This is a genomic window from Psychrobacter jeotgali, assembly GCF_904846315.1.
Lineage (GTDB): Bacteria > Pseudomonadota > Gammaproteobacteria > Pseudomonadales > Moraxellaceae > Psychrobacter > Psychrobacter jeotgali.
Genome location: NZ_CAJHAF010000001.1, coordinates 269,415 through 283,391, shown reverse-complemented (window position 1 = coordinate 283,391; position 13,977 = coordinate 269,415). Strand labels below are relative to the sequence as shown.

11 protein-coding genes are annotated in these 13,977 nt (G+C 35.7%); 4 read left to right on the top strand and 7 right to left on the bottom strand.

Features of this window, described 5'->3' with window-relative positions; translation table 11 throughout:
- Window positions 1-6: 6 nt before the first annotated feature.
- On the bottom strand, window positions 7-633 hold the full coding sequence (locus JMX18_RS01150) for a dCTP deaminase (RefSeq protein ID WP_201582904.1): 627 nt from the start codon (window positions 631-633) through the stop codon (window positions 7-9).
- A 175-nt stretch (window positions 634-808) separates the two neighbouring features.
- Between JMX18_RS01150 and JMX18_RS01145 the strand changes: the two genes are divergently transcribed.
- Window positions 809-1,294: a TIR domain-containing protein gene (locus JMX18_RS01145; protein ID WP_201582902.1), complete on the top strand. Its 486-nt coding sequence runs from the start codon at window positions 809-811 to the stop codon at window positions 1,292-1,294.
- Window positions 1,295-1,296: 2 nt separating this feature from the next.
- Window positions 1,297-1,905: an Nmad2 family putative nucleotide modification protein gene (locus JMX18_RS01140; protein WP_201582899.1), complete on the top strand. Its 609-nt coding sequence runs from the start codon at window positions 1,297-1,299 to the stop codon at window positions 1,903-1,905.
- Between the two features lie 123 nt (window positions 1,906-2,028).
- On the opposite strand, the gene JMX18_RS01135 is transcribed toward JMX18_RS01140, so the two are convergent.
- The 6 genes from JMX18_RS01135 to JMX18_RS01110 form a co-directional block, all read right to left on the bottom strand.
- On the bottom strand, window positions 2,029-2,499 hold the full coding sequence (locus JMX18_RS01135; RefSeq protein WP_201582897.1) for a hypothetical protein: 471 nt from the start codon (window positions 2,497-2,499) through the stop codon (window positions 2,029-2,031).
- Between the two features lie 308 nt (window positions 2,500-2,807).
- Window positions 2,808-5,960: a site-specific integrase gene (locus JMX18_RS01130; RefSeq protein ID WP_201582895.1), complete on the bottom strand. Its 3,153-nt coding sequence runs from the start codon at window positions 5,958-5,960 to the stop codon at window positions 2,808-2,810.
- The gene (locus JMX18_RS01125; RefSeq protein ID WP_201582893.1) at window positions 5,953-8,271 is read right to left on the bottom strand and encodes a hypothetical protein; all 2,319 of its coding nucleotides are present in this window, start codon (window positions 8,269-8,271) and stop codon (window positions 5,953-5,955) included. Before JMX18_RS01125 ends, JMX18_RS01130 begins: the two co-directional genes overlap by 8 nt.
- A gap of 2 nt (window positions 8,272-8,273) precedes the next feature.
- Window positions 8,274-8,828: a hypothetical protein gene (locus JMX18_RS01120; protein ID WP_201582891.1), complete on the bottom strand. Its 555-nt coding sequence runs from the start codon at window positions 8,826-8,828 to the stop codon at window positions 8,274-8,276.
- A complete protein-coding gene (locus JMX18_RS01115; RefSeq protein WP_201582890.1) occupies window positions 8,825-10,147 on the bottom strand; it encodes a DUF1376 domain-containing protein in 1,323 nt (440 codons plus the stop codon). The genes JMX18_RS01120 and JMX18_RS01115 overlap by 4 nt, the downstream gene beginning before the upstream one ends.
- 56 nt (window positions 10,148-10,203) lie before the next feature.
- Entirely contained in the window at window positions 10,204-10,467 is a 264-nt protein-coding gene (locus tag JMX18_RS01110; RefSeq protein ID WP_201582887.1) for a MerR family transcriptional regulator, read from the bottom strand.
- Between the two features lie 246 nt (window positions 10,468-10,713).
- On the opposite strand from JMX18_RS01110, the gene JMX18_RS01105 reads away from it, so the two are divergent.
- Together JMX18_RS01105 and JMX18_RS01100 are read left to right on the top strand one after the other, a co-directional pair.
- Entirely contained in the window at window positions 10,714-11,613 is a 900-nt protein-coding gene (locus JMX18_RS01105; protein ID WP_201582885.1) for an XRE family transcriptional regulator, read from the top strand.
- A gap of 1,256 nt (window positions 11,614-12,869) precedes the next feature.
- Window positions 12,870-13,970 (top strand): HlyD family secretion protein, encoded by a 1,101-nt coding sequence (locus JMX18_RS01100; protein ID WP_201582881.1) that lies wholly within the window; start codon window positions 12,870-12,872, stop codon window positions 13,968-13,970.
- Window positions 13,971-13,977: the final 7 nt, after the last annotated feature.

The following is a 13,977-nucleotide window of genomic DNA, read 5'->3' as shown; positions in this document are numbered from 1 at the left end:
ATTTATCTAGCTAAGGTGTGCTTTGAAAACCAAACTAAGTATACCAACTACTAATACACTTGCTAATACTAATACCTTTTCGTACTTATTATCTAAATCTTTAATTTGTTTCTGCAAATCGCCAAGAGATGCATTATCGCTTCCGCTCATATGATCATTAAGTAGCTTCCCATTAACACCAGTTTGGTTCTGATGCTTACCATTATAACTTTCAGAAGCACTAGTTAATTTAGCAAACCATATCTGAAACAATGGCTCTTCTATCGTTAGGTTTATCGGACTAGGGCCAGCATTAAGTACTGAAAACACAATCTTCCCTCTAAAGTGAGGGTCTACATGAAACCCTGATACATTTACTAACCCCTTGAACTTAATGCTAGCCTTTATGGATATAAAGCCCATAACATCATTAGGCATCTCGACTGTTTCATAAGTTTCTAAAAAATAGAACTCACCAGGATTAACAACTATTTGGTTATCTTCAGCTTGTAGAACCCGAAATTTGCTATCAGAAGCACAATAAGAAGCGCCTAAGCATAGCTCATATTTATTACTGTCTATAAACTTTGGCCTATACTGAGGAATAATTAATTTTATTTGCTCTTTTAACTCTTTTTCACCTAAAAAACTCATAATTTCCTCATTCTAAAATGATGAACATTTATCCATTGAATACAGCTTAAGTTCAATATATAATTTGTAACTACGCAGTTAATGTGCTATTCAATGTAACAAGAAATTGGGCTTATAGAGTTATATATTAAGATATATATTTGGGTTTACATGTTTATCATTCCAAGAGGTTAGTATGGGCAAAAAAAGCAATATTTTTATAAGTCACTATGGTAAAGACGACGATAATGTACAGAGACTAAAACAACGTTTAAGAGATGCAGGTCATGATATTCGAAATAGTTCCATAGACAGTACCAAGCATAACAATAAAAAAAGCACCGACAGTGATAGATCTATTAAAAGAATGTTAAAAGAGAAAATTGCATGGTCAGGAACGTTTGTTTGTTTGGTTGGCAAAAGGACGCATACACGACCATGGGTAGATTATGAGATTAAACAAGCCGTATCGATGGGCAAAAAAGTTATTGGTGTTTACAAACATGGGTGCGCGGTTGATACTAAGCTTCCTAAAAATTTGGAAAAGTATGCTGACTCAATTATAGGATGGAATTCAACTGATGATATAGGTAATGCGATTGCAAGTGATAAAGCATCGTTCGAAAATCCAGATGGAACCAAAAGTGAACCCATATATAAAATTGAAAGAGTGAGCTGTTAGATATGAATATTTTTTCTTATAAAGTTGAACACGATTTAGGTCTAGCACCTAATCCTTTTCATGATTTTTGTACACTAGCTGTCTGCAAGTCTTCTATCAGACGCAATAAAGAATTGTCATTTGGTGACTGGGTTATAGGTACAGGAAGTGAATCTCTAGGTAATACTAATCATCTTATTTATGCAATGAAAATTGAGGAAAAGCTTACGTTTAATGAATATTGGGAAGATGAAAGGTTTGAAAGCAAAAAGCCTATAATTGAAGGTAGTTTAGTTAAAATGTATGGCGATAATATATACCATCAAGACGCTAATAATAAAGAATGGATTCAAGAAGACTCGGCTCATTCGTTAGATCAAGGAGTTACTAACGAAAACCATATGAAAAGAGATATAGGTGGAAAGTATGTTCTCGTTTCTCAGGAATTTTATTACTTCGGTGAAAATGCGCCTAAAATACCAGAAGAACTCAAGGGTGTTTGTAATGAAGGCCGTGATATGAAATATAAGACAATACCACAAGAAGTACGAGAATCCTTTGTTTTATGGCTAAAAGATAGTTATAAATCAGGTATACATGGCGATCCTGTCAACTGGAAAGACCACCCTTAATATGCCGTCTAACAATATAGATGTGTGCGTTAAATGATAAAATCCCAGTAAATTATGACTTTAAAACTTATCATTAAAACGCACATACCAAACTGAAGTAATGTAAATAAGCTTGTATGAGAACTAGTCTTTTTCCATTCTAGTTAAATCCTCCACGCCAGCCATCTCAGCTAATAATCTTGTGTAATTAATTAGAATTTCCTGTAGATCACTTAAATCTACCCTGAACTCTTGACGAAGCTCTGAAGACAGTTCACAAGAGCTAGTGCGCTTATGCCATTTTGCAGTGAATGGTCGCACAACTTGATTCAGTACTATTACTGAAATTTTAGTAAATTCTTTGCAGTGCCTTCCATCAGTTTTTAGAATACTTCGTGTTGTCTGAAATAAAGAGTAGATATTTTTCAGAGCAGCTAATTCGTCTCCATGATTGTCTTCTAATGGTTGTGTAGCAATGCTTGTCAGTAATTCTACGTATAATTCCCAAGCACACTGTTTATCCTTTTCATTAGGTTGCCACTCCATATTTAAAAAGCCAGTTGTTAAGCTTAGTGAGCTAAGGCTCCAATTGTCTAGTAATTCACTCCACTTCATGTAGCTATTCCTTTGTATTTGATGTTAATATTTATTATAACTGTCATTAATAAGCACAAAATACTGACTAAACAGTAGATAATAAAAGCATTTTCACAAGTAAAAAGTTCTGACTATATCGAAGGCTAGTTATTTAAATAGCACCATTAAGTTTAACCTATTTAAATTATCGTAATAGCGTCTTAGGTTTAGAAGGGTTACCGATATTCATATGCTTAGATGGCTTCTAGCCCACAATAGCATGAGCAAATATATTAATAACAAAGCCAGTGTATATCTAGCCTCTATTTTTCTTGATATAGATGAAGTCACCAACGTTCTATATAAATCAGCACACTCAATAAATATCCAAGATACTTCAGCACACCTGATGAAGCATAATAAGTCTCAGATATAGCCAAATTCTTGTCCGATCGCTTAGTTTTTTTCTGTACTACCCTGAGCTCATAACCATGAAAATTTTGACGATTTCCAGTACGTATCTGACTATCTAGCTTCAAACATCGTTTTAGTTGAGTTACTTCGTTTTCACTTGAAGCTCTAATTTGCCAGTGTTGTGCGTTAATGAGTTTACATCCTATCTCTAAGAACTGCTCTAACATTTTTTTCTGATTAGATTTAATCCCAAAATGGATAGATGATGTTTTTAGACTCTGTTTCGCTACAAATATTTCAACAAACATTTTTAGTTGATCGGGTTCATGAATAGACATCTGGTACGCCTTTTCTAAGGCTCTAACTAATAACTCTTGATTTTTGCTACCATTCGGTGAGCTTAATAATAGTTTCTTATTGTTAGCAAAAACCTGACTTGCATTATCATATAACTGTCTAGCTTCAACTATATTAATGCCATGTCTTATAGCAACCTCGGGCAGCGATATATCCCGCTTTTCTAAGCTAAGTTTCTGTAGCTCTTCTAAATAGGCAATCACATCCGAATATTTTTGATGAATAAAAATAGATTGCGATGCTAATCTATTAGATTCTATGATTGGCGTATTTATAGAAATATTAAGACTATCAACAAATAGAGGATTCTTACTAGTTACTAAGCTTTTAACCAGATAAGATCTTAATAGTCTAAGCCTCACTTTTTTAGTACCTGCGTCGTAAGCATCTCTTTTTTGTCTATGTATAGTCTGATATTTTAAATCTGTAATTTGCTGAAAAACTGTATAAGGTAGTTGTAACTTAGCATCAGCTAACTGTATTCCTGTCTGCAGGTGGGCAGTATGAATGTAGTGCTCAAACGTCGTATCACACGTTAAGTGCCCTGCAAAACTTGCCAGCCCAAACCATGATCCTTGTGCTTTATGATAGCCAAGGATACCCTCAATAATAGTCTCACGCTGCTTAGCATCATAATCTGTCATTATTGATGCTAATGAAGACTTACCTAGCACTAAAGTCAGTTGGCTTATGGCTGTATGTCTAAAGCTATGAAAAGTAAAGTCATGCTCTCCAAGCAATCTATCCCAAATTAACTTCATCATATTACTAAAGAACGTACTCGGTAATGGCTGTTTACCTGAACCTTGTGAGAACAAGTACTTCCGTTTCAATCGTTTTTGATGCTCAAAAAGCTCGATAAACAAATCCATTTCATCTTTTTTTAAAAGGCAGTTAATAGGTATTATACGACTTGCACTGCTACTTTTAAGCCTACGATAACGATTTGGTCTTATCCAAATCTTAGGCTCATCAATCTCTTGGTTATAATTATCAGTATAAATATCTGCAATATCTGAAACTCTAATACCAATGAGCTCTTTTATCCGTAGCCCTGTTCTATAGGCAAGACTCAGAACCACTAAACAAACTCTTTCTTGCTTGATCTCTAACTCTGATTCTTCAATGTACACTTTCATAGCACGATAAATGCGAGGAGAGATGATATTAGCTTTGACGACTTGCCTATTATGATGCCACGAAAAATATACATAGGGTGCATCATGACACTCACGCTGGTAATCATGAAAAGCTCTCAAACGACCATACGTAAACCCTTGACCATCTTTAAGCTTATTCATGTACGAACGATCATTACTACCTACTAGCTTGTCATCAAAATTAGAGTCTTTATTTATGACTGATTTTTTTCGACCATCCCTAGTTTTGCTCTGAATAATTTGCTCATAAATAATCTCAAAATCTTCGCCGTCCCATTTGTCTATATTCTCACCGATTGTCAGCATCAACCAATCACGCCCTATACAGCCCACATACTTGCTTATGCTCTCTTGGTTTATACTTTTATCATCTAATAACTGACGTACCCATCCTAGTATGCGCTGTGCGTTTGGTTGAGGAAACTCATTCTGTAACTGCTCTATACCCTCTATGGCATTTGCTCTAGTATTTTTGAGTTCTTCCTGAATTGCTCTTATTAGATTTTTACTAAGCGCAGGATAACTCATATTTTCTCTATTTGCATTTATAGGCTTAGAATAATCTAGTTCAAAAAGCTCATCCCATTGAAGTTGTTTAATATTAGAGTTGATTTTTTCTCTGTTGTAATTAAGCAGCTTATTCTTAGGTAGGCCTGTAGTTTTAATCCTACCTTGTCTAATTGTAGCTAATGCATTGTCAATATTAGCGCCTTCTAATTGCCTCCAATGATAGTTGGCGTATTTGATCAGGTGTGAGAGGTATGGCTTTGTTTTATCTTTATTTTTCAGTGTGAGCTTTTTACTAATATCATTAATTAATGTATCAAACGATTTAGTAAGTCCCTTTTTAACAATTCCATCTTTTAGTGCGTATAAAAAGCATAGCGTCATGTCATCTGGAACATACTCAACATAGCGTTTTAATTCGCTGTCAGACGTATCACTTGAGTTTCTACTAGATGACTCCCAACACCCATAACTATCATCGTCAATAACTAATAGAATAATCGGCACACTCTCAACACCTACCGTATCACCTTCACTAGGTAAATCTATTCTATAGACTTCGCGTTCAGCCAAAAGCCATTCGTAAAATGCTTTTAATACCTCAATATCATTAAGACCACCGTAGACAATGCTGCAGAATATTGCTGACTCAACCAAATCATTGGTAGTGAACTTCATCTTCCTTTGCCATATTTCTATCATTTCTCGGCTGGCTTGACTAACTTTTGACCCCCGTACGAACCAATCATAATCAATGCTCAAGCTGTCTCTCTCTGCTAAGATAGGAACAACTGGCTCATCTAAATGAGCTTTATGACTCTTGTTGTACATACGAATAACTTCTAAGAATCCTTGACGTGCCAGCTGAAAACTAAGAGGGGTGTCGAAGTTGATTTCTAAAATGATATTTATCTCTTGGTAATAATCAAATAGATCTGTGTCTTTACATAGCGGGTTAGCGCTCATATAAGATTCAACAAGGCTTTTAGCTTTATTTTTAATGTCTTCATGAGCGCTATTACGATTCTCGGCTCTTAGCTTATGTGCAACTAGATCAGACATGTACAGTTACCTCAACTTGTTTCAGATTAAGTTCACAAGCAATTTCATCCAAATAGTTACTTATTCCCTTTAGCTCATTAATTGATAATGAAGACATTGGATGCATCGCCTCCTGATCAGGGTGTTCATGACCGTAAAGAGCGCATATCAAGTGCTCTGGCGCTCTATTTACTAACATTGATCGCAACTGGTGTCTCAGCCAATTGTCTTGATGACTAAAGAATCTCTTTAATTGATAGCGAACTTTGCTAGGTGTAATGCCTGAAAATCCCTTAGGGTTTTTACTAAATATTTGAATAAGAGGTTGGCGAGAGTTTAAAATATCATCTATAGGAAACTGCTCAGAGGAATATATAACGTTATGCAGTGAAGCAAATTCTTTTATATATTCAATATAATTTTGTATCGCTATAATCAAAAATTTGCTTAAAGGTATGAGTCTTCCCTGCTCTTGTCCTTGACGCTCTTCTTTATCAGAGACCCAAAACAACCCTGCTATAAAATCAAGCTGGTTTAACACACCTGGCGCATGTACAACAGGTCTTATACCTGTCTGAATCATGATAATATGCCATAGCCAAATACCATAGGCATTAAACTGCTCTATATAACGATCCTTTCGAATACTTAAGTTTCGCTCAAGGCGTCCATTAAAACTTTCGGCTCCATTCGCTAGTTCTGCAAAGAACTTTTGACATGTTAGTTTGTTTAAAGCCATCTCACTACCGATATAACTCTGACGCTCTATATTTTCTGATTTAGATTTGTAGTCTTGACGAAGCTTTGCTTGAATCACATTAGGACAATGCTTGCCCATCAACAAAATGGCACTTCTATATGTATTCTCAATACTATTAGAATCAATGCTTGTGTAGTAAAGAGGCGAGCTATGTCTAACGTCAACACCAGTGATTAAATCAGCGTGCAATGGCTCATTTAACTTATTTTTTATGATGAAATATAGAGCTAAATTTATGTGTTGATAACTGAGTGCAGGCAGGTCTAATTGTTCTTGTAGGTCTTTTAATATTTCAGATATATCTGTATTTTCGATATTGACTATTTTTTCTATAATGGAATGCAACTGAGGAGGTAAAAGAAGTATAAATTCGTTATCAATGCTTTGACGATGTTGTATTAGATGACTTCTGCGATTCATAGTGACGTTTACTACGATCTTTAAAGCATAGTAGCTTTCATCTATCCTTTTTTTACTGCTGAGCCATGTGCGTTGGCTTTTCTCTTTACCAATTTCATTAATGACTTCTTGGATCTTACGTCCACTAAGCAATGACATTAAGATAACTACATAGCCAAAACGACTATCATCATCCGTAACCATTGAAAGTTGCCAGACTCTATCAAACAATATTTGAATACTCAGTAAACTTAGCTGCCGCAAACTTGTTGGAAAGCCAAATTGATTGCGCCTAGTGTGACGAAAGTTATTTTTAATTTTCCATTGCTGCAGTTCAGCAGACTTAGCAGTATATCTAGAAGGCTTAAAATCGTTATCTAAAAGCTTCTCTGGATCATCATCAGCTAAATTTTCATTGGAGGACACATTATCGTTTTGGTGACTTATTCCAAATATAGTGGCTCTAAGTGGTTCATCATCACTATCAAGAAAAACCTTGTTTAAACCAACACTATTATTGTCAGTGTCATCAGACTTAGAATAAGTCTTGCCAATAAACGCCTTATCTTCCGCTACGACCTCGTAAGCGAGCCTAATACGACCAATCTTTCCTGCCAGCTTTTTATTAACAACCTTACTTGAGGCTTCTGACTGCTTAGTTAAAACCTCATACTGGCAAATAGCATCTAATACATTTTCTAATGAACTCCGCTGGGCATGTATATCAATAAGCTGATTTATTAGCTCAGATTGTGGATTGTGTGCATTCAATCCCATTCTGACTCTAACACCTAACTGACTGACCTTAGCAAAGTGATTATCCCCACGCATTGTGATTCTTATAATTATTTGCAGGTAAACACTCATAAACTGCCAAGCACTGTTTTTGCTATCTACCGTTCCATATCTTTTATAAAACAGTACGAGCATGTATGTTACAGCCCATTCTTCAGTTTTCTGCTCTTTAATAATAATAGTTGCTATGTCAAAGCATTCACTTTCTGTAAAATTAACCTCAAACACATCTATAGCGAAGTTTATATTCAAAGCAAAATTTGGTCTAAAGCCCAAAACGTAAATGATCAAATTTTGTATTTTTAGACTGTCAGGTGAACCTTCAGGTATTAACTTATTAAGAACTGTTTTTAGCTCATTCTTATTTAAATTCATCATAATTAGTTCGCCAGCCAATCCATGTTTTTTGGAATACCTATCACATCGTTCTCAATAGCTTTTCTACATTGTTGATACTCAAAGTTTGCCTTTTTAATACCTGCAAATTTACAATACGACTCAACGGATAAAACATCTATGCGCATCAATTTACAAATAACTGAGCTGGGCGCTTTCTGCTGAAGCGCCTTAAATAAGTCAGGGTGATTAATATTTTTTAGGTTGACGAGTTGCACTACCTCAGCCCATGCCAGCATTTGAATATCTTTAATACTTTCTGGTGTGATGAGACATGGATAACTGTCCGTACTTTGCAGTCTTAATATCTCATCAACTCTCTTAAAATCATTAATAAAAAATAATGTATCACTACTGTTTTTGATCACTCTAATAGGCGGGCAATAAAACTTATCTAGATATCTAATGCTTACAGAAGATGAGCTGAGCCTGAGTCTTTGCCAAATTATTAAAGCTTGCTCAGCTTGCGGATGTATAAGCAATTTGTCTCTATTTAAATTAATAAGCTTTTGATTCGGTTTTAAGTTTGTAGTTTTCATACTGTCTCAAATTTATTTTCTTTTTGTATTTCAGTTATCAATCGATCATACGTCTCATCCTTCGACTCGCCTGGCATGTGATGCTGTTCTATATATGAGTAGGTTTCATCAACTGACATTTTAGGTAAAGTTGATTTCCATAATCCGTTAAGAACTACATTAATTTTAGGGTTGGCTTTAACTTTAGAAGTTGATGAATTTTTATGACTTGGGTGATAAACATCAGTCGTACTCTCTCTGCTATCATTCTTATTTGATTTGCTACTTCTCTCATTTTCCCAGTCTTCATCATCGATATTGAAGCGTTTATCAGTCTGCTCTTTAGTAGTGCGTTGGCGATCTGCAACACGTTGTAACCATTGGCGTAGTCTTAGCTTACGAATACCTTCACTTTCTAAAGGCTTGCCGTTCTGAGCCTTCTCTGCGTAATAAGTTTTAAAATCTTCAACGTGTAACTTATACTCATTATCTGTCATTTCTAATTTCACACTTGCCTGAGATAGATCAACTTGCATAACGCTCTTTGAGGGTGCTTGCCATTTTTCAATACCATCATAACCGCTAGTGGATAAATCATAGTTAGTATCATTTTGCTCAACAAAATCAGTTTGAACATCTGAGCACACAATAGAAGAACCTTGTGAGTGCGCCTCTCTCTCAAATGTTTCTTGTTTTCTGTTTTCTAGTTCATGTTTTATAGTTATAGCTTCTTTTTGCGTGACTATTGCGTGACTCTCAGAGTGACACGTTGCAATGTTATTGTTGTTTGAGTTAATTTTATGCTGATGTATGTCAAATAATTTTCGCAACTTAGTCATGCCTTTAGTGCCTGTGCTATCTACACCTATGTCTGATAACTGCTGACGCATTATCTTTTCAGCATCACGTGACTTGGCTTTTCTTTGAGCATCAGTTAAGGGAGTGTTTGAGATAGTGTTACTATCATCAGTCGTGACATCACTACTGCCTGTTGTATCGTTTGTACTATTTTCCCAGTTGCGAGCCCTATAATTTTTTAGAGTAGTTTCCCACGCAGTGTGTTTATAAGATTTAGTACGTTTATCCAATTTAAATTTATCTTTTAAAATTATTTCTAAGGCCTTTCTTTCATTATCACTGTTACAAGATAACCTGTGCGCCAATAGATCTACATCAGAAGTAAACGGCTTACCATCTTTTAAATAATTCGTACGCATATCTAAATATATGCTTTTCTCTATACGCGTCATATGGCGAGTTTCAAGCTCCCAGTCACCGAAATTATGATTAACATAATGCATGGCACTAGAGCTAATTGGTGTATTTTTTGAATTCCTCATCATTAATATCCTTAAATATAATTTGTCCTGAATTTACTAATACTTTTCACAAACATTTAATTTGATGTACATGACCTTTGGCAGACATCAAGATATTCATCAAGATGTTTTTTACGATATAAAACATGCCTGCCAGCTTTGCTATAAGTAATAGCGTCTGATTGATGACAGCGCATATGTTGTAATGTGTGCAACGACTTGCCAATATAGGCGGCGGCAAATTCAGGAGGAAAAGGAGTTTCTGGAGCAGCTTCGATAACTTTTTGTCTTAACACCTCTTTTTCATCATCTGTATATTCTGACCAACTTTTTTTACTCATAGCATTCACTCATTTAGTTGTTGTCTAATGAAGGTAGATATAGCTCATAAGAAGACTTTAGCTTATGATAGTTCTTTATTTGTATAAATTGTGTTTATTTTATTTCTATTGATAGGTTTAAATTATAAAAATAGTTACTTTATAACATAAAGTTACATTAAAAGAATTTATATTATATAAAGTTTCCTTTAATTATTTTATACTGAATTATCAAAAGAAACTTTTAACAACAGCAATGGATTATTTATGAGTATGGATCTTGATAAAGTGGCTGAGAGAATTAAAGATTTAATGGACTCTAAAGGCTTAAAGCAAGTTGATGTTGTAAAAGCTATAGGAATTTCCAAATCGAGCGTATCTAAATGGCTAAATGCTAAAGCCTGTCCAAGTGGGGAGTATCTTCGCCGCCTCTCTGAAGTATTAGAAACTTCTGAGTATTGGATACTAAACGGTGAATATCCTTACAGTTCTTATGAAGATATTGACGACGCTATGGACTATATGAACGCTTACGAAGAAAGTATGAGGGATCATTACATTGCAGAGCTCGGTTTAGAACCTGATCTTCCATATAGCATTCGATTTTTACAGGAAGAGTTTGAAACTAAAATGTTTAGTGAGCATGAAAAAATTGAACAACAATATCAGCTTTCTGCTGAACAAGAGCGTGAAATAGAAGAGTATGAAGAGTGGCTAGAATGGGAGGAAAGAGCGGATGATTTTATTGAAAATAGGTCAATATTGGAACAGATAAAGAAATACTCCAATTTAAGTATGTTTATAGAAGATTTTAAATATGTAGAAGAGACATTAAGATTGCAATCTGAGATTGCTAGAAGAACGAATACTAACTTAAATAAGACCTTATTTTATAATCAAGAAGATAGTTCGATGGAGCCACTAATTAGTGTTGGTGCACAGTGCTCAGTAGATTTAACTAAACGCACTATAAAAAATGGCAAGTTTTACTTAATAAGAAGGAATAGTTTTTACGGGGTAAGAGCACTATTTAGTCAGTCTGATGGTGGTCTGCTACTACAATGTAAGAACAAGGAATATCCAGATGAGAAAATTTCTAAATCTAAAATAGATAGCTTAGAGGTTCTCGGTTACGTTTATGCTTGGACTAATATGGATCCTTGGTAAAGAAATGTCTTAACGTGATCTTAAAGCTACTTATGAAGAGTGCTAAATATTAAAAAAAGGTCATCTGCACCTTTAGGAAGCATAAGCAAATAATAAGCTCGACTATCCAAACGCGCTAAATTATTAGTTTGATGACAATTGCACGAATAAGGAGTGGGTCAGTGACATTAAATGCATCTGGACTACTAACGACTGCTTATATCTAACATAGGATAAATAATTATGTGCTATAGAGCTTATCGGCTAAGCCGCAAATAAATGTATGGCAGCTGATTCGATATGCTGCGCATTCAGTGTGATAATTAGGAATAAACGATTGAGCCAAGATTTGATTGTTACAATCTATACAATTCAACATTTTGCACAATGTGATGATAACTTTTTTGATACTCCTAACTGAATCGAAGTCCGTCATATAAATGTGCTTCACCATATTGAAATTAATGACGAGATCTAAAATCAGTTAAATAAACCAATTTTTAAAAGTAATTTTGATACTTATTTGATACTCGAAAAATATTGTTACATCTTTTTAGTTATAGCTAAACATAGTTGATTTAAACCTAAGTCATTGTTTATAAATATATTTTACCTCTAATCATTGCTTATTATCGTTAAGTATATCTAGTTATTTAAGATAGCCAAAGGATTCAAAATCCGTTGCCTTTAAAAGCGTGTCGGTTCGAGTCCGACCACTGGTACCATATATATACCAAACCCTTACAGTCATGGGCTGTAAGGGTTTTTTATTGGTCATCAATATAGCTTAAAACACTCTCTCTACTAAGCAACCCTATAATCCGCTGATTAGTAAACTAAGCAGTTCTCTGATTAAACTCATCCTTAGTAGTTTATTAAACTAATATTTAGTATCATAACCACATAAAAATAGTGGTTATTACTCTGTTATTGGTGGTGCGACCTTTATTTATAACACTTCTCTAATAAATTATATTTAAAAAAATGAAGCACTTATAAATAATTAATATACAAATGTTAGTCTTGATAAGTGCTAATTGTCTTTTTAAAACTAATCTATTGATTCACACTGCACATAGAGTGTCAAGTGACGCTACGTTTTTGTCAGCTTGCTTCTAAAAGGCTATCATCATAGAAAATTTAGCCTTTATTATTAAAAAATTACTGAAAAATTTCGAAATACTTGAGGATGACAAAATTAATCAAAGTGTTACTTGGTCATTTTCCGTTCTGTTTTCCGCATAAAGAAGACGCACAGAGACACATAGGTACTCATCATGAAAAAATTGTGGATTTTAATTCTATTAATAGTTGTCGCTGCTGTTGGTTGGTATTTCTGGCAACAGCAGCAGCAAGCCGACGCCCTTCCTGCCGGCATCGTCAGCTCAAACGGTAGACTAGAGTTGGAGCAATTCGATATTGCCAGTCTCTACCCGGGTCGGGTTGAGGATATTTTGGTGGATGAAGGCGAAGACGTAGTGGTAGACCAATTGCTGGTCAAACTGTCCTCTACCCAAAGCGAAAGTCAACTTACGGCGGCGCAGGCCACTGAGCAACGTGCGCGGCAAATGGTAGTACAGGCACAGGCGGGGCGTAATCAGGCTGAGCAGACCATGGCACGCGCCCAAGCTGAGATCAATGCGCAGCGGGAGCAGCAAAAAGTAGCAAAAATGGATTTAGATAATGCACGCATGATGCATAATGAAAATCTAATCTCTAACTCAGAGCTTAGTAGCAGATTAGCGGCCTACAATGGAGCAACTGCAGCAGTACAGGCGGCTCAAGCGGCCTACGCTGAAGCTCAGGCAGCCGCTCAGCAAATAGATGCGCAAGTCGCTGAAGCTAGAGCGGGTGTCAATGAAGCTAAGGCCCAGCAACAAGCAGCTTCCTCAATGAATGAAGACATGCAGATTCGTAGCCCCAAAGCTGGACGTGTCGAATACCGTATTACTGAGGTCGGTAGTGTCATTGCGGCAGGTAATAAAGTGATTAGCTTGCTCGATACTGAGGATGCTTTCATGAATATCTTTTTGCCTAACCAGCAGATGAGTGGCTTACAAGTGGGTGATGAAGCTAGGATTGTGCTCGATGGTCTCGATAATGTTTGGCCTGCAGAGGTATCGTTTATCGCCTCCGAAGCTCAGTTTACCCCAAAGTCAGTAGAAACTCAGAACGAGCGCGAAAAGCTGATGTTCAAGGTCCGCATTAAATTACCTGTCGAAGTATCTCAAAGATATAAAGGCTTACTCAAAGGCGGAATGACTGGTAACGGTTATGTGCGTAGTGATAGCAGCATAGCGTGGCCTGAAGATCTGACGGTAAAACTTCCTACAGTAACAACCCCTGTGCAAAATATATCTGAACAAAACCAATCATAGATTATTT

Coding starts and splice junctions, on each gene's coding strand:
- JMX18_RS01150 (WP_201582904.1), bottom strand. CDS start 633: ATGAGTTTTTTAGGTGAAAAAGAGTTAAAAGAGCAAATAAAATTAATT.
- JMX18_RS01145 (WP_201582902.1), top strand. CDS start 809: ATGGGCAAAAAAAGCAATATTTTTATAAGTCACTATGGTAAAGACGAC.
- JMX18_RS01140 (WP_201582899.1), top strand. CDS start 1,297: ATGAATATTTTTTCTTATAAAGTTGAACACGATTTAGGTCTAGCACCT.
- JMX18_RS01135 (WP_201582897.1), bottom strand. CDS start 2,499: ATGAAGTGGAGTGAATTACTAGACAATTGGAGCCTTAGCTCACTAAGC.
- JMX18_RS01130 (WP_201582895.1), bottom strand. CDS start 5,960: ATGTCTGATCTAGTTGCACATAAGCTAAGAGCCGAGAATCGTAATAGC.
- JMX18_RS01125 (WP_201582893.1), bottom strand. CDS start 8,271: ATGATGAATTTAAATAAGAATGAGCTAAAAACAGTTCTTAATAAGTTA.
- JMX18_RS01120 (WP_201582891.1), bottom strand. CDS start 8,828: ATGAAAACTACAAACTTAAAACCGAATCAAAAGCTTATTAATTTAAAT.
- JMX18_RS01115 (WP_201582890.1), bottom strand. CDS start 10,147: ATGAGGAATTCAAAAAATACACCAATTAGCTCTAGTGCCATGCATTAT.
- JMX18_RS01110 (WP_201582887.1), bottom strand. CDS start 10,467: ATGAGTAAAAAAAGTTGGTCAGAATATACAGATGATGAAAAAGAGGTG.
- JMX18_RS01105 (WP_201582885.1), top strand. CDS start 10,714: ATGAGTATGGATCTTGATAAAGTGGCTGAGAGAATTAAAGATTTAATG.
- JMX18_RS01100 (WP_201582881.1), top strand. CDS start 12,870: ATGAAAAAATTGTGGATTTTAATTCTATTAATAGTTGTCGCTGCTGTT.